Source organism: Algibacter sp. Ld11, assembly GCF_045066735.1.
In the GTDB taxonomy this organism is placed as follows: Bacteria; Bacteroidota; Bacteroidia; order Flavobacteriales; family Flavobacteriaceae; genus Algibacter.
The window spans coordinates 679,278-704,010 of sequence record NZ_JBISHH010000025.1 but is presented as its reverse complement, the minus strand read 5'-3'; the positions used below and the strand labels follow the sequence as shown (position 1 = coordinate 704,010).

Sequence of the window (24,733 nt, the reverse complement as noted above, 5' to 3'; positions counted from 1 at the left end):
GGTAAATAAAACCAACTAAAAAATGTAGTATTATAATCCCTCCTACTATATATATTGTTAAATTTGAACCGTTTCTCATAACAGAAATTTTATATAAAAATAAAACAACTACCCCATACCAATGTCACTATTGTTACAAAAAAAACTTTTTTCATGCATTCTGTTTTTCACTCTAATCAGTACTATTTCTTGTAAAAAAGCAAAAACAGAAACCGTTGTTCTAGGGAAAGACATAGAGTTAAAATATGCAAAAGGCTTTACAATAAAAGATTTAGGAACCTACAAACTACTAGAAGTTAAAACGCCTTGGCCAAAAGCTGAAAGTAGTTTTAGATATGTTTTAGCAAATTATGGTAATGATAGACAAGCAGACAACACGATTTCTTTGCCTATAAAGCGTATTGTTGTAACCTCTACAACACACATTCCGGCTTTAGAACTCCTAGGTGTGGATGAAACTTTAGTTGGTTTTCCGGGAACACAGTATATTTCGTCTAAAAAAATAAGAAAACACATTGATACCGGTAGCATAAGAGAACTTGGTAAAAACGAAGGTATGAACACCGAAGTTTTATTAGAACTAAACCCAGATTTGGTTGTCGGATTTGGCATTGATGGTAATAATCGCTCGTTAGATCTTATTCAAAAAGCTGGAATTCCCGTTATTTATAATGGTGATTGGGTTGAGTCTTCTCCCCTTGCAAAAGCCGAATGGATTAAGTTTTTTGGGGTACTTTATAATAAAGAAAAAGAAGCCGATTCTATTTTTAACACCATTGAAACGGAATACTTAAAAGCTAAAAAACTAGCGCAAAATGTAAAGAACAAACCAACCGTTTTAAGTGGCGCCATGCACAGTGATATTTGGTATTTACCTAACGGAACAAGTACAGAGGCGCAATTGCTAAGAGATGCGAATACCAATTATTTATGGCAAGATACTAAAGGCACAGGAAGTTTACATCTTAATTTTGAATCTGTATTCATGAAGGCTCAAGATGCTGATATTTGGCTTAGCCCTTCTAACTATTCTAGCTTAAAAAACTTAAAAAATGCCAGTGCCCATAATGCCGAGTTTAAAGCATTTAAAAACAAAAACATTTATTCATTTAACAATACCACCGGAGATACTGGCGGTGTTTTATATTTTGAATTAGGCATGAGCAGGCCAGATTTGGTATTAAAAGATTTAATAAAAATTTGTCACCCAGAATTACTTACCAATTACAATCTTTATTTTTTTGAACGTTTAGAATAACATATGAGCAACACATACAAATATTCTTTTCTTGCCTTAACACTATTTTTAGTGTTATGCTTTTTCATGAATATTAGTTCGGGCTCTGTTTCTATACCGTTTAAAGCCGTTTTTAATAGTTTAATTAGTAGCAATGTAGAACAGCAAAGTTGGCAACATATTATTTTAAATTACCGCTTACCCAAAGCCGTAACCGCCATTATTGTAGGTTCTGGCTTAGGCATTTCAGGTTTACTCATGCAGACTTTATTTAGAAACCCACTTGCTGGCCCTTTTGTTTTAGGCATAAGCTCGGGAGCAAGTTTAGGTGTAGCTTTAGTTATTTTAGGCTCTGGCGTTTTTGGAGGTGTATTCGCATCGCTTTTTGTTTCCAAATGGGGCATTGTCATTGCGGCCAGCTTAGGTAGTTTTCTAGTTTTATTAGCGGTTTTAATCGTTTCAATAAAAGTTCGAGATACTATGGCTATACTCATTATCGGCCTCATGTTTGCCAGTATTACCGCTGCTATAGTTAGCGTACTGTCCTACTTCGGATCGGCAGAACAATTACAACAGTATGTATTTTGGGGTTTTGGTAGTTTAGGTAATTTATCATGGGACGATCTCGTTATTCTTTTACTAATTTATACCATCGGTATTCTAGCCACCATATACTCTATAAAATCACTTAACACTTTACTTCTAGGTGAAAACTACGCTAAAAGTTTAGGTTTGAATATAAACAGAAGCCGATTAATTATCATAGTTGCTACGAGCCTACTAGCAGGTACTATTACAGCTTTTACAGGGCCAATTGCCTTTATAGGTTTGGCTATTCCGCATTTAACACGTCAAATATTTAATACCTCAAATCATAAAATATTATTACCTGCCGTATTTTTACTTGGCGCTATTGTTATGTTAGTTTGCGATACCATTGCACAATTTCCAAATAGCGATTACACCTTACCGATAAATGCCATTACCTCCTTAATTGGGGCGCCTGTAGTTATTTGGTTATTGGTTAGAAAACGAGGTATGGTGTTTTAAAAATTATAGAAGATAGAAGATAGAAGATAGAAGATAGAAGATAGAAGATAGAAGATAGAAGAATTTGATAAAAATATAATGAGTAACGAAACCAAACCTATTATTTTAAAAACTGAAAATTTGTCTATTGGATATGCTTCTAAAAAGGCTGAAACGGTTGTGGCTTCTGGAGTACAAATTGAATTAAAAAAAGGTGAATTAATAGGACTCATTGGTGCCAATGGTATCGGAAAATCAACACTTTTACGAACATTAACTAATGTTCAAAAACCGCTATCTGGACAAGTTATTATAAATGAAAAATCTATTCTCGACTACACCCCTTTAGATTTAGCTAAGGTTATGAGTTTAGTTTTAACCGAAAAGATAGCATCAAAAAATCTTTCTGTTTTTGAGTTGATTGCTTTAGGCAGGCAACCATATACCAATTGGGTTGGGAATTTATCAGAACAAGATAAAAACGTTATAAACACAGCTATTCTGCAAACAAATATAGAAGATTTACAACATAAAAAATGCTTCGAACTTAGCGATGGTCAACTTCAAAAAGTAATGATTGCTCGTGCCCTGGCACAAGATACCGATTTAATTATTTTAGATGAGCCTACCTCGCATCTCGATATGTATCACAAAGCTTATATTTTAAAATTACTTCAAAAATTAGCCAAAGACACAGGGAAAACCATTCTGTTTTCATCTCACGAAATTGATCTAGCTATTCAACTTTGTGATACTTTAATTGTGATGAATGCCGGAACTGTAGTTACAAATCAACCTTGTAAACTTATAGAACAAGGTGTTTTTGAAACGCTTTTCCCTAAAGATTTAATTGCTTTTGATAAAAACACGGGGAGTTTTAGGGTGAAGAAGTAAGCCAACTAAACTTTGTATGAAGCTACATTTTTAAACTTCAATCTTTAAACAAAAAAATTATCTTTGAATATATACTCTATTTTTAAATGAACGACAACATAATCCTCATACTAGCAATTCTAATTTCCGCAGTTATTGGTGGTTATTTAGGCATGCTTTTTACTAAACTAAAAAGCAAAAGCGAAAAAAGCACTTTAGAAGAACGTAATAGTAATTTACAGCAACAATTTGAAGCCTTTAAACAACATACTGCAACCGAAAAACAGGAACAAAAACTAACAATTTCTAAAATTGAAAACGACCGTGAAAATATTCGTCGTGAAAAAGATTTTTTAAATGCTGAATTGGCCCGAAGAAACACCGAATTTGAAAACCTACAGGCCATAAACTTAAAACGCGATGCCGAACTCGAAGAACGCCAAGAGCAACTGCGTAAAGATTTTGAAATTTTAGCAACCAAAATACTCGATGAAAAATCGGAGAAATTCACACTTCAAAATAAAGAAAACATTACCAATATTTTAAATCCGCTTCAGGAAAAAATTAAGGTTTTTGAGCAAAAAGTAGATTTAACTCAAAAGGAAAGTATTAGTATGCATTCCGCTTTAAAAGAACAATTGTTAGGCTTAAAAGATTTAAACCAACAAATGACGAAAGAAACTACCAACCTAACGCGCGCCTTAAAAGGTGATAGCAAAATGCAAGGTAATTGGGGCGAACTGGTTTTGGAACGTGTGCTGGAAAAATCGGGATTAGAGAAAGATCGCGAATATTTTGTACAACAAAGTTTTACTCTAGACGATGGTTCGCGAGTTTTACCAGATGTAGTTTTAAATTTGCCCGACGGCAAAAAAATGATAATTGATAGCAAAGTATCTTTAACCGACTATGAACGCTATGTAAACGCCGAGCTAGAAGACCAACCTCAATTTTTAAAAGCACACGTTAATTCTATAAAACGCCATATCGATCAACTTTCTGATAAAAACTATCAAGATTTATATGATATAGAATCGCCAGATTTTGTATTACTTTTTATACCGATTGAGCCCGCTTTTGCTGTGGTTGTAAATGAGGACAACTCGATTTACAATAAGGCCTTCGAGAAAAATATTGTAATTGTTACGCCTTCTACACTATTGGCAACATTACGCACTATAGATAGTATGTGGAATAATGAAAAACAGCAACAAAACGCTATAGAAATTGCACGCCAAGCGGGCGCACTTTATGATAAATTTGAAGGCTTAGTTAAAGATTTAACGAACGTTGGAAAGAAAATAGATGCGGCAAAAATTGATTATTCCGCGGCGATGAATAAACTCGTTGATGGTCGAGGCAATATAATTACCAGCGTAGAAAAACTTAAAAAAATGGGGGCTAAAGCAAAAAAAGCATTACCTGAAGCTATTATAAAACGTGCTCAAGAAGATGAATAATACTAAGTATCATGGCATAACGCATTGATATATTATTAGCTTAGTAAAACGATAGCTACGAAAATCATTTTTTAAAAGTAGATTTCTATAAAACTTCCTAAAAATTAAATACCTTTATTGATTACGTTTAATATATTTTTATTTTAGAATATATTTCGCTGTATTATTAAAACTAAACGACTAAAATTTTATGTTTAAGCATCCTAAAGAATCTCAAGTTTCAATTACAGAATTAATGCTTCCGTCCCACTCTAATTTTAGTGGAAAGATTCATGGTGGACATATTTTATATTTAATGGATCAAATTGCATTTGCCTGCGCTTCTAAACACTCTAGACACTATTGTGTAACGGCGTCTGTAAACAAAGTAGATTTTTTAAACCCTATTGAAGTCGGCCAATTAGTAACATTAAAAGCCTCTGTTAATTACACAGGAAGAACTTCTATGGTGATTGGTTTACGTGTAGAATCGGAAAACATACAAACCGGAGAAGTTAAGCATTGTAACTCATCGTATTTTACTATGGTTGCCAAAGATGAAGATGGTAATAATGTACCCGTTCCTGGTTTAATATTAGATACAGAACAAGGTGTTAGACGCTTTGCTCGTAGTATTGTAAGGCAAGACCAAGCTAGAAAAAGATCGTCGCGATTTAATTCTTCAGATTTTAAAATTGAAGAACATATCGATTTTGTAAAAACTCAAAACGTACAAGTAAATTTATAAGAAGATATATTCTTTTATAAATTCAAGACATAAAAAAAGTTCAATTAACTGAATGAAATTATTTCAATTAATTGAACTTGTTTAATGTAAGCTCCTTATTATAATCTACCTAATAATTCGGCTTTCTTGTTTTCAAACTCTTCAACTGAAAGTATATCTTTATTTCTTAAAGTTGCTAACTTTTCTATTTTCATAAATATATCTTCTTCTAAAGCACTACTATTAGTGTTACCCGTATTTACAGGTGCTTGCTCTTCAAATATAGGCTCTGGCTGATTTTGGATTATGTTGTTATTTACCGGTGCTGGCTTAGGTCTATTATCTTCACCCGAAACAATTGGTAGTGTATTTAAATCTACCGTGCCATATTGACTTGTAAACGTCACTGAATAATTACCACCTTGTTGTTGACCTACTCCACCTATTTGATTATCTAACGTATCAAAAACAGTTACCTTCCCGTTTTGTTGAATCGCTAAACGACCAATATTAGAAAAAATAGCATAGCTCGTTCCGTTTTGGCTTCCTGTAGAATTTGGAAAACCTAAATTTCCCCACCAATTACCAGAACCAGCTTGAAATCCGTTTTGGTTCTCAACTTTTGGCAACGGTTTATACTGTATCCCTCCTTGATTTATTAAATTAGATAATTCAACACATAAACCATCTACAGTAGATTTAAGTTGATTGTTAAACATATCGCCTACCATGGTCATGCCTCCTTGCATCCACTGACCTCCGCCGCCTAATTCGGAAATATTAAATTGGGCCATTGTACCATTACTTCGCATAAGGGCTTGCGTTAAATCTGTTACGGCATTAACGCTTACTCCATAACGGTTTGCTACATTCGTCATATTCTGAAAACTAGCATCTGTGAATATTGCATTCATATTATATTTCTCTTTTTAGTTAAAATTGTTAACCTAACAATTTTGCTGCAAAGGTAGTCTATAGTAATATCAATAACCATCTTTTAAACAGAAGTTTAGCTTTTATTTCACATTAAATCCGAAAGAAGTTTCTTTCGTAACAATCGCTTAATATTTTAGAGAAAAAGACTGTTTTTATAATATATAATTTGAAGTTAATTTTTCGTAATCTGCTATCTGATTGATTTCCCATGCTTGATCTTTTTCAAGCAATTCTCTCATTATCTTAGCTACTGCCGGCGCCATTTTCACACTCTCTTTAGCATCTAATAATTGACAACGTACACGACGTGCAAGGAAATCCTCAACTTTTCTAGCCATTTCATGCCTTACAGCCCAAACGACCTGAGCTTGTATTACAGACATAGAAGTGCTTATAGATTGATCCCATCCGTTTTGTTTTGATAACTTAAGAAGTGCATCTTTATCACTTCCGTAGAAATATAAAGCATTATCAAAATCGACGTCTTTTTGATAACCATGTATTTTTAAATCTCTAGTTTTTGAAGGTCTATGCTCCCATTTATGGTTTTTCTCGGCTTTATTCACTAAATCTTCTCCCATTTTTCTAAATGTGGTCCATTTGCCACCAACCATAGTTAAAAGTCCTGATTTTGAAGTATATATTTTATGGCTTCTAGAAATCTCTTTGGTTTTATTCCCTTTTCCTTTAGGAGCTGCCAAAGGCCGTAAACCAGCGAAGACGCTTAATACATCACTTCTTTTTGGTGCTTTAGTTAAATAACGACTTGCAGTATTTAAAATAAATTCAATTTCCTCTTCGAAAGCTACTGGCTCGAGAGATCCATGCTCTACTGGCGTATCTGTTGTACCAATAATAACTTTATTATGCCATGGTACTAGAAATAACACACGACCATCATCTGTTTTCGGAATAGTAATCGCATCATCTCCTGGTAAAAACGATTTATCTAATATTAAATGCACGCCTTGACTAGGAGCAATTGTTTTTCTAGAGCCTGGCGCATCCATTTGTAAAATATCATCAGCAAAAACACCTGTGGCGTTAACAACTTGCTTTCCTTTTATTTCGAATAATTCACCAGACTCTTCATCTTTAACTTTAACACCAGTTATTTGTCCATTTTCATTTTTAAGTAAAGTATTTACTCCACAATAATTAAGTACAATAGCGCCCATTCCTACTGCTGTTTGCAACGTATTTATGGCAAGACGAGAATCATCGAACTGGCCATCGTAATACGTAACACCTGCAGAAATTTTATCTGGATTTATTAAGGCAATACGTTTTAAAGTTTCTTGTTTTGAGATATATTTAGATCTACCAAAGCTTAACGTTCCTGCTAATAAATCGTAAAAAGTTAAACCAACAGTGTACAATATTTCATCGTACCAGCCATGGGTTGGAATAATGAACGATTGAACTTTTACTATATGAGGTGCATTACGCAACATTAAGCCACGCTCTACAACAGCTTCTCGAACCAAAGCAATATCGCCTTGCTCTAAATATCTTACGCCTCCATGCATTAACTTGGTGGCTTTACTAGATGTAGATTTTGTAAAATCGGATTTCTCTAATAACACCACCGAGTAACCACGTGCTGAAGCCTCTAAAGCAATACCAATTCCAGTTGCCCCACCTCCAATAATTATAAAATCGTAAGTTTTAGAATCGTTCCTTAACTTATACATCATGTCTTCTCTGTTCATGTAGACTTACTTTATTTTATGAGGGCTATTAGTTACAAACGAAGTTAATCAAAATACCATCAACTAGAATAACTTTAAAAAACAAAAAACCTCGCATAATTGCGAGGTTTTAAATATAAATTGACTTAATATTATTTACTTAAATACATTTTACGTCTTGAATATAAATCGTAAAAAGCATCATCTTTTAAACTATCAATAAATAAGATACTTTCTCCCGTACTCTTCATTTCTGGTCCCAGTTTCTTATTTACATTATGGAACTTATCAAAAGAAAATACTGGTTGTTTAATAGCGTAACCTTCTAGTTTAGGATTGAAATTAAAGTCTTTAACTTTCTTTTCGCCTAACATTACTTTAGTTGCATAATTTACATAAGGTTCTCCATATGCTTTTGCAATAAATGGTACCGTTCTAGAAGCTCTTGGATTGGCTTCAATAATATAAACCGTATCATCTTTAATCGCGAATTGGATATTGATTAACCCAACTGTATTAAGTGCTAAAGCAATTTTTTTAGTGTGATCTTTTATTTGCTCCATCACTAAATCACCTAAGTTAAAAGGTGGTAGTAGTGAGTTACTATCTCCCGAGTGAATTCCACAAGGTTCGATATGCTCCATGATTCCGATGATGTATACATCTTCTCCATCGCAAATAGCATCAGCTTCAGCCTCGATAGCCCCATCTAAATAATGATCTAGAAGTAATTGGTTACCTGGCATTCTACTTAATAAATCTACAACGTGCTTTTCAAGCTCTTCCTTATTAATTACAATTTTCATACCCTGACCACCAAGAACGTACGATGGACGTACTAATATTGGGAAGTCTAACACATCTGCAATAGCAGCAGCTTCATCAGCTGTTGTTGCGATATCGAATTCTGGATAAGGAATATTATTTTCTTTAAGCATGTTAGAGAACAGTCCGCGATCTTCAGCTAAATCTAAAGCTTCGAAACTTGTTCCTAATATCTTAACTCCATATTTCGTTAATTTTTCTGCTAGTTTTAATGCGGTTTGACCACCTAACTGAACAATTACACCTTCTGGTTTTTCATGCTTAATAATATCATAGATATGTTCCCAGAATACAGGCTCGAAGTATAATTTATCGGCTGTATCAAAATCGGTAGAAACCGTTTCTGGGTTACAGTTAATCATGATGGTTTCGTAACCACACTCAGCTGCAGCTAAAACACCATGCACACAACAGTAATCAAACTCAATACCTTGACCAATTCTATTTGGTCCAGATCCTAAAACAATTACCTTTTTCTTATCTGTAACAACACTCTCGTTATCTGCATAACGATTACCGTCTGCAGTTTCCATATCACTTTCAAAAGTTGAATAGTAATAAGGTGTTTTCGCTTCAAACTCAGCTGCACAAGTATCTACTAATTTGTAAACACGGTTTACACCAAGTTCTTCACGTTTATTATATACTTGACTTTCTAAACAACCCAACATGTGTGCTATTTGGCGGTCACCATATCCTTTTTGCTTAGCTTCTAATAATAAATCCTTTTGAATGGTATCTATTTTGAAGGTAGAAATCTCGTTCTTAAGCATATGCAATTCTTCATATTGCTTTAAGAACCACATATCAATTTTCGTGATTTCGTGAATTCTACTTAACGGAATTCCCATTTCGATAGCATCATAAATAATAAAGACACGATCCCAAGAAGCATAAGTTAATTTTTCAATTATTTGCTCGTAATTTTTGTTTTCTTTACCATCGGCACCTAAACCATTTCTCTTAATTTCTAAAGATTGTGTTGCTTTGTGCAAAGCTTCTTGAAAAGAACGCCCAATACCCATAACCTCACCTACAGATTTCATTTGAAGCCCTAAAGTTCTATCAGATCCTTCGAATTTATCAAAGTTCCAACGTGGTATTTTTACAATTACATAATCTAATGTTGGCTCAAAAAGTGCCGATGTAGATTTAGTAATTTGATTTTTTAATTCATCTAAGTGATAACCTAAAGCTAATTTTGCAGCAATTTTAGCAATTGGATACCCTGTTGCTTTACTCGCTAATGCAGAAGAACGAGATACACGTGGGTTAATTTCAATAGCGATAATATCTTCTTTCTCATCTGGAGAAATAGCAAACTGAACGTTACATCCACCTGCAAAATCACCTATATTTCGCATCATATGGATAGCCATATCACGCATTTTCTGGAATGTTTTGTCGCTTAATGTCATGGCTGGAGCAACCGTAATAGAATCTCCGGTATGAATACCAATTGGATCCATATTTTCAATAGAACAAATAATAACAACGTTATCGTTAGCATCTCTAAGCAACTCTAACTCATACTCTTTCCAACCTATTAAAGCTTTATCAATCATAACCTCGTGAATTGGAGAAATCTCTAATCCGCGTGTTAATAATTCATCAAAATCTTCTTCTTTATATACAAAAGAAGCACCTGCTCCACCTAAAGTAAAGGATGCTCTAATAATTAAAGGAAAACCAAATTCTTGAGCAATTTCTTTACCTTTTAAGAATGAAGTTGCAGTTGCTTGAGGCGCCATTGGAATACCAATATCCAACATCAAATGTCTAAACTTCTCTCTATCTTCAGTAATATTAATGGCATCAATATTAACACCTATAATGTCCACACCAAAATCTTTCCAAATTCCTTTTTCATCAGCCTGAATACATAAATTTAAAGCTGTTTGCCCACCCATTGTTGGCAAAACTGCATCAATTTGAGGATGATCTTTTAAAATCTGAATTATCGATTTTGTAGTAAGCGGAAGTAAGTATACATGATCGGCCATTGATGGATCGGTCATGATGGTTGCTGGGTTGGAGTTGATAAGAATAGTTTCTATTCCTTCTTCTCTTAGCGATCGCAACGCTTGAGTTCCTGAATAATCAAATTCGCAGGCTTGTCCAATTACAATTGGTCCTGAGCCAATAATTAGTATCGATTTTAGTTTTGAATTTTTTGGCATTTTTACTCGTTATTTTATTGTCCCTTAATGAATTGCAAAAATAGTAATCAGTTGACATAAAAAAAGGCATTACACTTAAGTAACACCTTTAATTTATCAACAATTGTTAATCATTTATTTCTTATGTCTAGTTTCAGTAGAAACAGATAATTTTTTTCTTCCTTTAGCTCTTCTACGTGCTAATACCTTTCTACCATTGGCAGAAGCCATTCTTTCTCTAAAACCGTGCTTGTTTCTTCTTTTTCTCTTAGAAGGCTGAAAAGTTCTTTTACTCATTATCTTGTATCTTTAAAACTGAATTGTATTTTTTTAAATCTTTGGTTCTGAGTGTTCCCCAAAACTGACGGCAAATATACGAAGACTTTTCACTTTGACAAATGTTATTAGAAAAAAAGTTAGAATATTTTTATTCTCAACGAAAACACAGAGAACACCGCAATATATTTGACTTCGTTAGCATTTTTTATGATAAAGGTTTCATTTGTTTTTCATAAAAATTTAGTTTCTTTGCACAATTAATAGTTAAATAGAGGGATTATTTCTTCTAATTTCATACTAAAACTTAACCATGTACAATAAAATTATAAAACTTATTATCGCTGCAGGAATTATAGCTTTTGCAGTTTATCAATTTACAGAAGGTTATATAGGGAATGGCATTATGCTTATTTTACTATCCCTAATATTTATCTTTTTATACTTTAAAAATGAATTTATTTTATTGGCTTTCCTAAAACTTAGAAAACAAGATTTTGAAGGTGCTACAAAATGGTTAAATAAAATTAAAAACCCAGAGTCGGCTTTAGTAAAAAAACAGCAAGGTTACTATAACTATTTACATGGTATTATGGTATCACAATCTAATATGAATGATGCTGAAAAATATTTTAAAAAAGCTATTTCACTAGGTTTATCTATGGATCATGATTTAGCCATGGCTAAATTAAACTTAGCTGGTATTGCTTTTTCTAAAAGAAGAAAAATAGAAGCTCAAAAATTACTTACTGAAGCTACAAAACTAGATAAACAAGGTATGCTAACCGACCAAATAAAAATGATGAAAGACAACATGAAACGCGCTGTTGGGCCTACTCAACATTATGGTGCTGGAGGTTCTGTAAGATCTCAAAAACGTAGAGGATAAAAATATTTAGATATTTTAGAACAAAAAAAAGCCAATACTTGAGTATTGGCTTTTTTTTGTTCTAAAATTAATATTAATTGTAATAGCCTTCTTTAGGGATATCAATATAATATTGCTTTCTAGACCTATTGTTTAAGTGAGGCTCACGTAGCCAAGGATTATGAAGTTTTAAAATCTTGTAATTAATACCATAATTTTCTGCAAACTTTGTAAAATCTGTTACTGCTGTATCTACTTCTACTTTGTAAGTTGGTACTGGGCTGTATAAATCCTTATCTCTAAAATTGAAACCATATTTATCTGGATTAGACAGAATTTCTTTTAAAGCTACTATTCTAAACATATAGCGTCCTGTTTCTTCACCTAAAAGCAAATCGTAATACTCGTTTACATTTTGCTCTTTTAAACGTCTAGAAATACCCGCATTTCCGGCATTGTACGCAGCAGCAGCTAACGTCCAAGATCCTAATTGTGCTTTGGCTCTTAACAAATACTTACATGCCACTTCTGTCGCCATTTCTAAATTGTAACGCTCATCTACATTACTATTAACCTCTAAACCATTTTCTCTTCCTGTGGCTGGCATTATTTGCCAAAACCCCTTTGCTCCTGCTGGAGATACAGCGTTGGTTAAGCCACTTTCTATAACAGATAAATACTTAAAATCGTCTGGCACGCCATACTTCGCCAATATAGGTTCTATAATAGGAAAATACTTTTTAGAACGCTTAAACATTAATAATCCATTAGATTGCCAATAGGTATTTACTAATAACTCTCTATCCATACGCTCTAAAATATCTGGATTCTCTAAAGGCATTAACTCTCCAGCAAAATCTAACTTTTCGGGAACTTGCAAAGCATATACATTATAATCATTTATTAATTTGGTTTCAAAATTCTCATCAGTTGGAGCTTCTTGAAAGGCGTTAATAAACAATAAACACAAACTTAATAATCCTACTAATGCTAAGGCTTTTTGTACTATTTTCATTTTTACTTTTTTATTTTAAATGTAAGTTTTTTATTTAGTTTTCTAATATAATTTTAGGTAAATTTTCATTAAACCATTTATACTTATTAATAATTGCAATATGTGTTCCATTTTTGATAACATGGCAATCTTTAATATTTTTAATAGGAAAAACACCATCGGCATCTCCATGAATATGTATAATATCTTCAGGAGCCGCTTCTTGCTCCCAACAAACCATTTGCTCAATGGCCCAAGATAAATATCGACTATCATTAACCGACAGGTATTTTTGATAAAGTTCAATACGTTTTTTAACTACGCTGCCTACCGCATACTTCTCGAATACATCTATATTTGAGGCGAGTTGTGTTGGTACCAATTTGTAGGCTTTAGTTGTTTTAGCCAGAATCATACGCTTTGGTAATTCGTGCATAGATTTAACGCTAGAGGCTATAATTACTTTCTTCGTTTTAATATGCTTAGCCATTTCTTGAACTAGAACACCTCCAAAAGATACCCCTAATAGAACAACGCTGTCGTGTTTTATATGTTTCGTCATCCGCAGTGCATAATCACTAAGCGATTCATTTTCAATAGGTATCATCCATTCTAATAAATGAATTTCAAAAACATCTTGGGGTAATTTAATGTTTTCAAAAATTAACGGGCTAGCAGCCATTCCTGGCATAAGGTAAACATGTATTAGCTCTTGATGCATAAGGGATTAACTTCTATTTAACTATAATATAACGTTTTTTTTTCGTACTTTTGCACGACAAACTTATACAAAAATAGTACTCACTATTTTAAGTTTGCAAATAATTTTAAAAAATTTATGATATGGTTGAAGCTGCTGAATTGATTGACAATGATTTTTTACGTCAATTTGAAATTAAAATCGATGACCAATTGGCCATAATTGAATATTCACTACAAGAACGAAAAATTTTTTTAACAAAACTTATTATTCCAGAAGGCATAAAGGATGAAAACTTTAGTAAAGATTTTTTAGCAGCTGTGTTTGATCAGATAGCTGAAAGAAACTTAAGCGTAATGCCTACTTGCCCAGAAATAGCAAAATTTGTTAGAAGCAATAGAAAGTACAAACGTATGCTTCCTGTAGGCGTAAGAATTTAATTTTAAAAATAATTAAAAATAAAAAATCCGAAGTTTAGCTTCGGATTTTTTATTTTTATATGTCAATATTCTTGTTAATAATAACTGGAATAATCTTCGGATATTTTCTCCAAAATAATCACTCCTGCAGACCCACTTAAAACTAGCTGACCTTCATCATTTATTTCGTAATTATTTTGAGACGTATCAACATCTAAAAGCGTTACCACTTTACCGTTTAGCTCCCAATTAAAAGATTCTAAACTCGATGTTTGTTCGCCTGTATTATTTTCTATAGCATATATACTCAATCCTGTATTATTGTCTCCAAAAACCAATGTAAATGTAGTTGTTGCTTCTGTACTAACCTCGCTAGTTTGCCAAACACCTAATAAAATAGAATCTTTATCTTTATTATCATCGTCACTAGAACAAGACATAAAGAGAAAAACAACCAATATAGAGGTTAATAATTTTAAGTTTTTTTTCATAGCAATTAATTACAATACCGAATATCAAAAAAATTTTAGAGTAAACTTACATTAGTAAACAACCGTTAGCAAAATAAAATCGATAAAAATCACATAAATCAACCTAACAGGAAAACAGGGCTACTAAGCCACTATATCTTGCTTAACAAAATCGAAACGCACTATACCGTCGTCGTCAATTTTTGTTAACGTAACTGCATGTAACGTGTTTACAAATTCAGGATTCCATGGTGTTTTTACTTTTACATAATTTTCTGTAAACCCATGAATGTAACCGCCTTTGTTCTCACTTTCAAATAAAACAGTTCTTACCGTTCCTAATTGGCTTTCGTAGAATGCACGCCGTTTTTTTACTGACAACCCACGTAGCATTTTACTGCGCTTGCTACGTACATTCCCTGGTACAATACCGTCCATTTCTGCCGCTTCAGTATTATCCCGCTCTGAGTATGTAAACACGTGTAAATATGAAATCTCTAACTCGGTTAAAAAATTATACGTCTCTAAAAAATGCTCATCCGTTTCTCCTGGAAACCCAACAATAACATCCACACCTATACAAGCATGTGGCATTACTTCTTTTATTTTTGAAACACGATTTACATACAGTTCGCGCATATAACGACGTTTCATTTTTTTAAGAATTTCATTACTCCCAGATTGTAATGGTATATGAAAATGCGGCACAAAAGCACGAGACTTCGAAACCAAATCGATAGTATCATTCTTTAATAAATTAGGTTCAATAGATGAAATTCGCAAACGCTCAATACCTTCTACTTTATCTAATTCTGTAACTAAATCTAAAAACGTATGTTCGTGCTTTTTGTTTCCAAATTCTCCTTTGCCATAATCACCTATATTAACGCCGGTTAAAACAATTTCTTTGATGTTTTGTTTTGAAATATCACGTGCATTTTTCAAAACCCCTTTCATGGTATCACTTCTAGAAATACCACGTGCCAAAGGAATAGTACAATAGGTACATTTATAATCACAACCATCTTGAACTTTTAAAAAAGCACGTGTGCGATCTCCAATAGAATAAGATCCTACATAAAAGTCGGCATCTTCAATCTCGCAAGAATGCACCTCGCCAAAATCGTTTTTAGATAAATCGTTTAAATAATCAGTAATTTTAAATTTCTCTGTAGCACCAAGCACCAAATCTACACCGTTTACATCGGCTAGTTCCTGAGGCTTTAATTGAGCATAACAACCTACGGCGGCAACAAAAGCATCTGGATTAGATTTTTGAGCTTGTTTAACAATAGTCTTAAAACGTTTGTCTGCATTTTCGGTTACCGAACAGGTATTAATTACGTAAATATCGGCCTTTTCAGAAAAATCCACACGACTAAACCCCTCATCATCAAAGTTTCTAGCAATAGTTGATGTTTCAGAAAAATTCAGTTTACAACCTAAAGTATAAAATGCGACTTTTTTATTCATTATATTTTGTTATCCTCTACTTGTTTCAAGATCTTTTTAAAATTATCTTTACATTTAAAAGTCTGCAAATTTACAATTAATAAGTTATATGATAAAACATGTTACTAGTCAAATAATAAACTACCTATCAATTAGTTGCCTTGTTTTATTCTTTTTTTCTTGCGAAAGCAATTCAAATCAAGCAAAAGACCATCTCGTTTTTCGGTATAATGAGCATAAGAACATCGGATCGCTAGACCCAGCATTCTCAAAAGACATCGCCGATATTTGGGCTACTAACCAGCTATTTAATGGCTTAGTACAAATGGACAACAACCTAAATGTAATACCCTGTATTGCAAAGAGCTGGGAGATATCTGAAGATGCAAAAACATACAACTTTACTCTTAGAAACGATATTTATTTCCATAAACACATGCTATTTGGCAAAGACTCTACGAGAACAGTTGTTGCCAATGATGTTGCTTATAGCTTAAACCGGTTATTAGACAAACAAATTGCATCTCCTGGAAGTTGGATTTTAAGCAAAGTAGACCAATTTCAAGTTGTAAATGATACAACTTTTCAAATTAAATTAAAACAACCTTTTCCGGCATTTCTAGGTTTATTAACTATGAAATACTGCTCGGTTGTACCCAAAGAAATTGTTAGACATTACAATTCAGACTTTAGATCGCACCCTATTGGTACGGGACCTTTTAAATTTAAACGTTGGGAAGAAAATGTTAAGCTCGTTTTTAGAAAAAATGAAACTTATTTTGAAAAAGACCAAAATGGAAACAGCTTACCTTATTTAGAAGCGGTTGCCATTACCTTTTTACCAGATAAACAAAGTGAATTTATGCAATTTGCTCAAGGAAACATAGATTTTGTTTCTGGCTTAGACGCATCATATAAAGATGAAATTTTAACTGCCGACGGTAGATTGAGAGACTCTTATGAAAAAACATCTAGATTAATTCGTGGCCCATATTTAAACACAGAATATCTAGGATTTAACCTAGATTCTGAAACCTCTGAAACGCAGTCAAAATTATTAAGACAAGCAATTAACTACGGTTTTGATCGAAAAAAAATGATGATTTACTTACGGAACGGCGTTGGTATTCCCGCCAACGGCGGTTTTATCCCTAAAGGCTTACCTGGCTACAATGCCAATACGGGTTTTAGTTATAAACCAGAAAAAGCAAAAGAATTAGTAGAACAATATAAAATTGAAACTGGCAAACAAAGCCCAGAAATTACAATTACAACTATTAGAAACTATTTAAGTTTTTGCGAATATATACAGCGTGAACTCCAGAAAACCGGCCTTATAGTAAACATCGATGTTATACCTGCTGCTACTTTAAAAGACGCCAAAGCAAATAATAAATTAGACTTGTTTAGAGCCAGTTGGGTTGCAGATTATCCCGATGCTGAAAACTATTTATCTCTATTTTATAGTAAAAACTTTTCACCAAACGGACCTAATTACACACACTTTAAAAATAATCAATTTGATACGTGGTACGAACAATCATTTATTGAAACTAATACAGAGAAAAGAGAACAACTTTACTCCAAAATGGATTCTTTAGTTATGCAAGAAGCGCCTATAATTCCATTATTTTATGATGAAGTTGTACGATTTAGCAGAAAAAATGTTGAGGATTTAGGCATAAATCCAATAAACTTGCTAGAGCTAAAACAGGTTAAAAAACAAGAAAATAAAGTTTAGGCTGATTAGTAATACCGTACTAAATCTGCTCGATATCAACGGATTTCAGTAAAACTTCTTCCAATACCCCAAGAATAAACAAATACTGACCCAATTCATATAAAATAAGAAGCATTGGCCCCTCGAAAGCAAAAGTACTTCCGTAAAGCTTTACAACTAACATACTCTCGGATATCACAAAAAGCAACAAACCTAAAAAGACTAAGACATAACTTTTGTAGCAAACAAATTCTTTCCTAACGAACGCAAAGGCCAATAAAACTATAGATATAAAAAAATAAATAACTATTATAACGAGTAAATTTCCAATATTTTCGTAAATTTCGTTAACAAGCACGAACATATACAAACTAAAGAATAACAGAAAAAAGAGGATTCTTTTAAAATTAAAATCATGGTTTTTTACCAATCTTACAGCATAAAAAAATTTGCCAGCAACAAAAAACACAAAAGAGAGTAAAAAAAATGTGTAACTATTATTCATGAGCACACCAAAAATACCGCCAATACTAAAAAGAATTAACCCAATAACTACGGCATTAGATTTAAATTTTGGAACCTTATCGTTTTTGTTAACTAAATAATACACCAACAATAAACCAGTTACTATACTTTTGGTAATATGACGATGAAAAGATGTATCTAGATTTTGCTTTACCAAATTATCCAATATTACAGCAATAAAAAACACTATAGAAAACAAGTAAATATTTTTAAAAAAAATACTCATAGAACATATTAGTTGACTTATTTTTTTGACAAGATAGGTAATTACCTACCTATTTGTTTTTAAAAACATAAATATCATCATCTCCTTTTCCGCCTAAGCGTTTGGACGATAAAAACCCAGATGTATTATTTGCATTCATTATCAAAGACAAGTCGTCCTTAACACTGTTTAATGGTTTTTCAAGTTTTTCTGCTTTTTCAAAAGTACCATCATCATTTATTTTACTTTTATACAAATCGTAACCTCCAAAACCGTTTGGCCGATTAGATGAAAAATACAGCGTATTATCCGAGGCTATAAAAGGAAACATTTCTTTTCCATAAGAATTTACAGTAGCCCCCAAGTTTTCGGGCTCACTAAAGGTAGTATCATCTAAAATATCGACTTTAAAAATATCTGAACCCCCTTTGGTATTTGCCTTACCACCCTTTATGTTTGCCGTAAAATATAAAATTTTTCCATCCGGACTCAGTGCAGGGTGTGCATAAGAAAATCTAGGCTTACAAAACGGGAGCACTTTAAAATTGGTAAACCCGACACCGGGTTTAAACTCACCAACTTCTAAATGAAAATTAGTTTCTTTAAACCTAACATTTGGTTTATTTTTATTGGTATAGACTGTAGTAATATAAATGAGATTACCGTCTTGAGATAAAGTTGCACTCGTAATTTGAGGAATACCTGCTTTAGGATCTATTTGAAGTAGAGATAAGTTCTCTATTGTCTCCGAGTTCTTAATATTTCCTTGGAACACTGTTAATCTGGGCTGGCCTTGAACACGTTTTACGCGCCCTTTTTTATCTAGTTGATAAGAAGTCATTAGAACGGCATCGCCAACGCGCATTAATCCGAAATGCGGATTTTCATTGTTAAAACTCAAATTCTCAACGACATAATTTTCATTTTGAGCTAAAACTATTCCGCTAAAAAATAAAAAAGCACAAACTATAAGCCTCACCATAATAAACTGACATTTAAACAAATATACAAATACTTGAATAATTTAAAGCTTCTAGAGAACTTAATCACTCTCTTGTTGGGCTGAAATCTATTCTCTTCTAAACTTTTTTGTTTCTTCAAAAACATGTTCTAAAATAGCCTGATCTTCATCCCCGAAGCCAATACCACGTCTACTCGTAACCATTTTAGCAACTTCAAAAGCTTTCTTAGTTAAATACGTGGAAAAACCACTACTGCCTCCCCAAGAAAAACTAGGAACAAAATTACGCGGAAATCCTGTTCCAAAAATATTAGCACTAACACCCACAACGGTTCCGGTGTTAAACATGGTGTTAATTCCGCATTTACTATGGTCGCCCATCATTAAACCACAGAACTGTAATCCTGTTTTTGCAAAACCTTCTGTTTGGTAATCCCATAAACGTACTTCGGCATAATTATTTTTCAGGTTAGAGTTATTAGTGTCGGCACCTAAGTTACACCACTCACCTAATACTGAATTCCCTAAAAAGCCTTCGTGCCCTTTATTGGAATAGCCAAAGATAACAGAATTATTAACCTCGCCGCCAACTTTACAATGAGGACCTACAGTTGTTGGACCATAAATTTTAGCACCCATTTTTATAATAGAAGATTCACACAAAGCAAAAGGACCACGGATAAGAGCTCCTTCCATAATTTCCGTATCTTTCCCTATATATATAGGGCCTTTTGTGGCGTTTAAAGAAACATATTCTAGCTTTGCGCCTTCTTCTATAAAAATATTTTCTGGAGCTATAATATTATTAGTTTCAGAAATAGCTTCAGATTTGCGGTCTTCAGTCAATAATTCAAAATCGGCTTTAATAGCATCTCCGTTTTTAGAGAAAATATCCCAAGTGTTTTCAATTTTTAATATATCGTCGTTAAAATCAATAGCTTTATAATCATCAAAATCAATATCTTCTTGTCCTTCTACTGCATAAAACGCAATAACATCATCCCCTTGAAAGATTGCTTGATTTTCTTCTAACGCTTTAATTTTAGAAACTAAAGCCTCGTTAGGCAAATAGGATGCATTAATCATGACATTAACTTCCATTTCCACCATCGGAAATTTATCAGCTAAATAATCTTCGGTTATCGTTGTTGTCGTGCAACTTAAATAAGCTTCCCATTTTTCACGAATAGTTAATATGCCAACTCTAATGTCTGCAACAGGCCTTGTGTAGGTAAAAGGCAATAAATTGTTCCTTGAAGGACCGTCAAAAAGTATATAATTCATTTTAAGTGTAAAATTAAAAGTTTGCCAATATAAACTTCAATTATTATTTCAAATGTAACTTAAATGTAGAAAACAAAAAAGCCTTCCATATTAAATATGAAGGCTTTATATATTAAATGTAGGCTAAATTTATTTTTTAAACTTAGCGTATTTGTTTTTAAACTTATCAATACGACCAGCTGTATCTACTAATTTAGACTTACCAGTGTAAAAAGGGTGAGACGTTCTAGAAATCTCCATTTTTACCAATGGATATTCAACACCGTCAACCTCAAGAGTTTCGTTTGTATTTGCTGTAGATTTTGTTAAAAATACATCTTCGTTAGACATATCTTTAAACGCTACTAATCTATAATTTTCTGGGTGTATACCTTTTCTCATCGCTAAATGCTTTTTATTCTTTTCAATTTTGGAAGTGCAAATTTAAGTAAATTTTATAAATTCACAATATTTTTTGCATTTTATTTTTTACTGCTACAAATGTAACGTTTTAGTATCTTTGAACACTAACAATTCAACTAAAATAATTTAATCAAAATATCATGGAAAAAACATTAAAATCTATCGCTACTAATTTCGGATTGTATTTAGGGGCATTTCTTGCTTTAATAACCATCATTCCTTACGCTGTCAATATTGAACTGCTTGTTAATACTTGGCTAGGCGTCTTTATATTAATTGCTATTATTGTTTTCGGAATTATCTCTGTGGCCAAAGTCAAACAAGCACAAAACAGCTTTGCAACTTTTAAAGAAGCTTTTACGGCATACTTTATTACGGTTTCTTTAGGCTTACTAATTAGCACATTAGTTTCTTATGTACTATTCAACTTTATCGACCCAGAAGCAGCAACTGTTTTAAAAGAGATTACTATTGAGAAAACAGTACAAATGATGGAAGGCTTTAATTCGCCAACTGATATTATTGATCAAACCGTTGAAAATATGGAGGCTCAAAACAATTATTCTTTAGTCAATATTATTAAAGGTTTAGCTGGCTACCTAGTAATGTTTAGTATTATTGGATTAATAGTTGCTGCAGCTATGAAAAAAAAGAATCCTGACGCAGAATAATTTCAGTATTTTTGAATTTTATTATCTGAAAAAAATTACATGGATATATCAGTAGTTATACCACTACTTAACGAACAAGACTCTTTAACCGAATTACACGATTGGATTGCTGGCGTTATGCAAAAGCACCAATTTGCGTACGAGATTATTTTTATTGACGATGGAAGTAATGATGAATCTTGGAACATAATTACGCTGCTTTCTAATAAAAGCAACAATGTAAAAGGGATTAGGTTTTTACGAAACTTCGGTAAATCTCAAGCTTTGCATGCTGGTTTCGAAAAAGCAGAAGGTGATGTAATTATTACCATGGATGCTGATTTGCAAGATAACCCAGATGAAATTCCAGACCTTTATAATATGATTATTAAAGACGGTTTTGATTTAGTTTCTGGGTGGAAGAAAAAGCGATACGACTCCGTTATAGCTAAAAATATTCCATCAAAATTATTTAATTGGGCTGCTAGAAAAACATCGGGTGTAAAACTAAACGACTTTAACTGTGGCCTTAAAGCATACAAAAACGAGGTAGTAAAAAATATTGATGTTAACGGAGAAATGCACCGGTATATTCCGGTACTTTCAAAAAATGCAGGTTTTTCTAATATTGGCGAAAAAGTAGTACAACACCAAGCCAGGAAATATGGTGAAACTAAATTTGGCATGGACCGCTTTATTCATGGTTTTTTAGATTTAATCACCATTTGGTTTTTATCACGCTTTGGAAAGCGACCTATGCACCTCTTTGGAGCCCTCGGTTTTATAATGTTTGCCATTGGCTTTGCATTTGCTCTTTACCTTGGTATTGATAAACTGTTTTTAGATCGTGCAGGTAGGTTAATTACCCAACGCCCACAATTCTACATTGCTCTTTCTACCATGGTTATTGGTACTCAGTTTTTTGTTGCTGGTTTTTTAGGTGAAATTATATTAAGAAACAGACCCGATAAAAAACGGTATTTAATTAAAGATGAATTAAATTTAAACTGAAATCATTAAGAAATAGTTAAAAACACTTTTAATGGCATCAAAATCGCCAGTTTTTAAAACATATTCTTTAACAATTGATTACTTTTGTTCTCATTTGTTACACAACTAATTATACACATATGATACACATTGAACCAAAAATTTTAGACAGAATAAACGCCTGGTTAACTCCAGCTTTTGATGAGGAAACGCAAAAAACTATAAAAGATAGTATTGCAAACAACCCAAAAGACATACAAGAAAGCTTTTATAAAGATTTAGAATTTGGTACAGGTGGTATGCGCGGTATTATGGGCGTTGGCACAAACCGTATTAACAAATATACTTTAGGTAAAAGCACACAAGGTTTAAGTGATTATTTACATAAATCTTTCCCGAATGAAACTCCCAAAGCTGTAATTGCTTACGATTGTAGACATAACAGTAAATCTCTAGCAAAATTAGTTGCCGATGTATTTTCAGCAAACGGTATTCAAGTTTATCTATTTGAAGATTTACGTGCTACACCAGAATTATCTTTCGCAGTAAAACATTTAAACTGCCACTGTGGTATTGTATTAACAGCATCTCACAACCCACCGGAATATAACGGTTACAAAGTATATTGGCAAGATGGTGGGCAATTAGTCCCTCCGCATGATGGTGGTGTTATTAGTTTAATTAACGATTTAGATTATGCCGACATTAAGTTTGAAGCAAACAACGATCTAATTCAATATATAGGTAAGGATGTTGATGATGTTTTTATCAACGCATCGGTTCAAAACGGTTCAGTTGGTGCAACTCAAGCCGCTAAAGACGATTTAACTATTGTATTTACATCATTACACGGTACATCAATTACCGCAGTTCCAGAAACATTAAAACGTGCTGGATACAAAAATGTACATATTGTAAAGGAACAAGAAGTGCCAAATGGAGATTTTCCAACAGTAAAATCTCCAAACCCAGAAGAACCTGCTGCTTTAAAAATGGCTTTAGAATTAGCCGATAAAGTAAATGCAGATATTGTTATTGGTACCGATCCAGATTGTGATCGTTTAGGTGTAGCCGTTAGAAATGCTGATGGAGAACTACAACTACTAAACGGAAACCAGACCATGTTAATGATGACTGATTTCTTACTAAAACAATGGAAAGCAGAAGATAGAATTAAAGGTAAAGAATTTATTGCGTCTACCATTGTATCTACTCCTATGCTAACAAAACTAGCTAAATCTTACGGTGTAGAAAGTAAAATTGTTTTAACAGGTTTTAAATGGATTGCTAAATTAATTCACGATTTCCCAGAATTAGACTTTATTGGTGGTGGTGAAGAGAGTTTTGGTTTTATGGTTGGCGATTTTGTTCGCGATAAAGATGCCGTGACCTCTACCCTATTAGCTTGCGAAATTGCTGCTATTACAAAATCTAACGGAAGCTCATTCTTTAATGAATTACTTCAATTATATACAGAACATGGTTTTTACAAAGAGAAATTAATCTCATTAACCAAAAAAGGTATTGAAGGTGCTCAAGAAATCAAACAAATGATGACGGATGCTCGTAACAATACACTTAAAGTTGTTAATGGCTCTAAAGTTGTAAAATTTGAAGATTACGATTTATCAATTTCAAAAAACATGATTACAGGTGAAGAATCTACTATTGATGTTCCAAAATCTAACGTATTAATTTATTATACTGAAGATGGAAGCCAAGTCGCTTTAAGACCAAGTGGAACCGAACCAAAAATTAAGTTTTATGTAAGTGTAAATACAGCATTAACATCTGTTGAAGATTTTAAAACAACTGAAGCTTCACTGGATGCTAAAACTGAAGACATCTTAAAAAGCATGAACCTTATTTAGGTTCAAAATAATTAAAATAAAATAAGCATC

The 24,733-nt window shown here is 32.9% G+C and carries 23 protein-coding genes; 11 read left to right on the top strand and 12 right to left on the bottom strand.

Annotated features, from left to right (window positions below):
- Window positions 1-121: 121 nt before the first annotated feature.
- The 5 genes from ACJJV4_RS16710 (at window position 122) to ACJJV4_RS16690 (ending at window position 5,326) form a co-directional block, all read left to right on the top strand.
- Window positions 122-1,258 carry an ABC transporter substrate-binding protein gene (locus ACJJV4_RS16710; protein WP_405296523.1) on the top strand — a complete coding sequence of 379 codons (1,137 nt, stop codon included), beginning with the start codon at window positions 122-124 and terminating at the stop codon, window positions 1,256-1,258.
- A 3-nt stretch (window positions 1,259-1,261) separates the two neighbouring features.
- Window positions 1,262-2,287, top strand: coding sequence for a FecCD family ABC transporter permease (locus tag ACJJV4_RS16705; protein WP_405296522.1), 1,026 nt, complete (start codon window positions 1,262-1,264; stop codon window positions 2,285-2,287).
- A 78-nt stretch (window positions 2,288-2,365) separates the two neighbouring features.
- Window positions 2,366-3,160, top strand: coding sequence for an ABC transporter ATP-binding protein (locus ACJJV4_RS16700; RefSeq protein WP_405296521.1), 795 nt, complete (start codon window positions 2,366-2,368; stop codon window positions 3,158-3,160).
- 86 nt (window positions 3,161-3,246) lie between these two features.
- On the top strand, window positions 3,247-4,599 hold the full coding sequence (gene rmuC / locus ACJJV4_RS16695) for a DNA recombination protein RmuC (protein WP_405296520.1): 1,353 nt from the start codon (window positions 3,247-3,249) through the stop codon (window positions 4,597-4,599).
- 190 nt (window positions 4,600-4,789) lie between these two features.
- Window positions 4,790-5,326: an acyl-CoA thioesterase gene (locus tag ACJJV4_RS16690; protein ID WP_405296519.1), complete on the top strand. Its 537-nt coding sequence runs from the start codon at window positions 4,790-4,792 to the stop codon at window positions 5,324-5,326.
- Window positions 5,327-5,424: 98 nt separating this feature from the next.
- On the opposite strand, the gene ACJJV4_RS16685 is transcribed toward ACJJV4_RS16690, so the two are convergent.
- From ACJJV4_RS16685 to rpmH, 4 genes are all read right to left on the bottom strand, one after another.
- Complete coding sequence (locus tag ACJJV4_RS16685; protein ID WP_405296518.1) at window positions 5,425-6,219, bottom strand: SHOCT domain-containing protein; 795 nt, start codon at window positions 6,217-6,219, stop codon at window positions 5,425-5,427.
- A gap of 174 nt (window positions 6,220-6,393) precedes the next feature.
- Entirely contained in the window at window positions 6,394-7,953 is a 1,560-nt protein-coding gene (locus ACJJV4_RS16680) for a glycerol-3-phosphate dehydrogenase/oxidase (RefSeq protein WP_405296516.1), read from the bottom strand.
- A 131-nt stretch (window positions 7,954-8,084) separates the two neighbouring features.
- Complete coding sequence (gene carB / locus ACJJV4_RS16675) at window positions 8,085-10,937, bottom strand: carbamoyl-phosphate synthase large subunit (RefSeq protein ID WP_405296514.1); 2,853 nt, start codon at window positions 10,935-10,937, stop codon at window positions 8,085-8,087.
- Between the two features lie 114 nt (window positions 10,938-11,051).
- Window positions 11,052-11,213 (bottom strand): 50S ribosomal protein L34, encoded by a 162-nt coding sequence (gene rpmH, locus ACJJV4_RS16670; protein ID WP_042495769.1) that lies wholly within the window; start codon window positions 11,211-11,213, stop codon window positions 11,052-11,054.
- A gap of 292 nt (window positions 11,214-11,505) precedes the next feature.
- Between rpmH and ACJJV4_RS16665 the strand changes: the two genes are divergently transcribed.
- On the top strand, window positions 11,506-12,081 hold the full coding sequence (locus ACJJV4_RS16665) for a DUF2892 domain-containing protein (RefSeq protein ID WP_405296511.1): 576 nt from the start codon (window positions 11,506-11,508) through the stop codon (window positions 12,079-12,081).
- Window positions 12,082-12,154: 73 nt separating this feature from the next.
- Here the strand turns inward: ACJJV4_RS16665 and ACJJV4_RS16660 are convergent, their stop codons facing one another.
- Both ACJJV4_RS16660 and ACJJV4_RS16655 read right to left on the bottom strand, forming a co-directional pair.
- On the bottom strand, window positions 12,155-13,075 hold the full coding sequence (locus ACJJV4_RS16660; protein WP_405296509.1) for a lytic transglycosylase domain-containing protein: 921 nt from the start codon (window positions 13,073-13,075) through the stop codon (window positions 12,155-12,157).
- A 34-nt stretch (window positions 13,076-13,109) separates the two neighbouring features.
- Window positions 13,110-13,775 carry an alpha/beta hydrolase gene (locus ACJJV4_RS16655; RefSeq protein WP_405296508.1) on the bottom strand — a complete coding sequence of 222 codons (666 nt, stop codon included), beginning with the start codon at window positions 13,773-13,775 and terminating at the stop codon, window positions 13,110-13,112.
- 122 nt (window positions 13,776-13,897) lie between these two features.
- On the opposite strand from ACJJV4_RS16655, the gene ACJJV4_RS16650 reads away from it, so the two are divergent.
- Window positions 13,898-14,194: an N-acetyltransferase gene (locus tag ACJJV4_RS16650; protein WP_405296506.1), complete on the top strand. Its 297-nt coding sequence runs from the start codon at window positions 13,898-13,900 to the stop codon at window positions 14,192-14,194.
- Window positions 14,195-14,268: 74 nt separating this feature from the next.
- On the opposite strand, the gene ACJJV4_RS16645 is transcribed toward ACJJV4_RS16650, so the two are convergent.
- Window positions 14,269-14,664, bottom strand: coding sequence for a hypothetical protein (locus ACJJV4_RS16645; RefSeq protein ID WP_405296504.1), 396 nt, complete (start codon window positions 14,662-14,664; stop codon window positions 14,269-14,271).
- A 123-nt stretch (window positions 14,665-14,787) separates the two neighbouring features.
- Window positions 14,788-16,116 (bottom strand): tRNA (N(6)-L-threonylcarbamoyladenosine(37)-C(2))-methylthiotransferase MtaB, encoded by a 1,329-nt coding sequence (gene mtaB / locus ACJJV4_RS16640; RefSeq protein ID WP_405296502.1) that lies wholly within the window; start codon window positions 16,114-16,116, stop codon window positions 14,788-14,790.
- An 88-nt stretch (window positions 16,117-16,204) separates the two neighbouring features.
- Between mtaB and ACJJV4_RS16635 the strand changes: the two genes are divergently transcribed.
- The gene (locus tag ACJJV4_RS16635) at window positions 16,205-17,836 is read left to right on the top strand and encodes an ABC transporter substrate-binding protein (RefSeq protein ID WP_405296500.1); all 1,632 of its coding nucleotides are present in this window, start codon (window positions 16,205-16,207) and stop codon (window positions 17,834-17,836) included.
- Window positions 17,837-17,855: 19 nt separating this feature from the next.
- Here the strand turns inward: ACJJV4_RS16635 and ACJJV4_RS16630 are convergent, their stop codons facing one another.
- The 4 genes from ACJJV4_RS16630 to ACJJV4_RS16615 all read right to left on the bottom strand — a co-directional run bounded on the left by ACJJV4_RS16630 (window position 17,856) and on the right by ACJJV4_RS16615 (window position 21,171).
- The gene (locus tag ACJJV4_RS16630; protein WP_405296498.1) at window positions 17,856-18,566 is read right to left on the bottom strand and encodes a lysoplasmalogenase family protein; all 711 of its coding nucleotides are present in this window, start codon (window positions 18,564-18,566) and stop codon (window positions 17,856-17,858) included.
- 49 nt (window positions 18,567-18,615) lie between these two features.
- Window positions 18,616-19,527: a TolB family protein gene (locus ACJJV4_RS16625; protein ID WP_405296496.1), complete on the bottom strand. Its 912-nt coding sequence runs from the start codon at window positions 19,525-19,527 to the stop codon at window positions 18,616-18,618.
- A gap of 87 nt (window positions 19,528-19,614) precedes the next feature.
- Window positions 19,615-20,790 carry a GlmU family protein gene (locus ACJJV4_RS16620; RefSeq protein ID WP_405296494.1) on the bottom strand — a complete coding sequence of 392 codons (1,176 nt, stop codon included), beginning with the start codon at window positions 20,788-20,790 and terminating at the stop codon, window positions 19,615-19,617.
- A 129-nt stretch (window positions 20,791-20,919) separates the two neighbouring features.
- Entirely contained in the window at window positions 20,920-21,171 is a 252-nt protein-coding gene (locus tag ACJJV4_RS16615) for a type B 50S ribosomal protein L31 (RefSeq protein ID WP_405296492.1), read from the bottom strand.
- Window positions 21,172-21,332: 161 nt separating this feature from the next.
- Between ACJJV4_RS16615 and ACJJV4_RS16610 the strand changes: the two genes are divergently transcribed.
- From ACJJV4_RS16610 to ACJJV4_RS16600, 3 genes are all read left to right on the top strand, one after another.
- Window positions 21,333-21,863 (top strand): DUF4199 domain-containing protein, encoded by a 531-nt coding sequence (locus ACJJV4_RS16610; protein ID WP_405296490.1) that lies wholly within the window; start codon window positions 21,333-21,335, stop codon window positions 21,861-21,863.
- 39 nt (window positions 21,864-21,902) lie between these two features.
- Window positions 21,903-22,853: a glycosyltransferase family 2 protein gene (locus tag ACJJV4_RS16605; protein ID WP_405296488.1), complete on the top strand. Its 951-nt coding sequence runs from the start codon at window positions 21,903-21,905 to the stop codon at window positions 22,851-22,853.
- A gap of 119 nt (window positions 22,854-22,972) precedes the next feature.
- A complete protein-coding gene (locus ACJJV4_RS16600; protein ID WP_405296486.1) occupies window positions 22,973-24,703 on the top strand; it encodes a phospho-sugar mutase in 1,731 nt (576 codons plus the stop codon).
- Window positions 24,704-24,733: the final 30 nt, after the last annotated feature.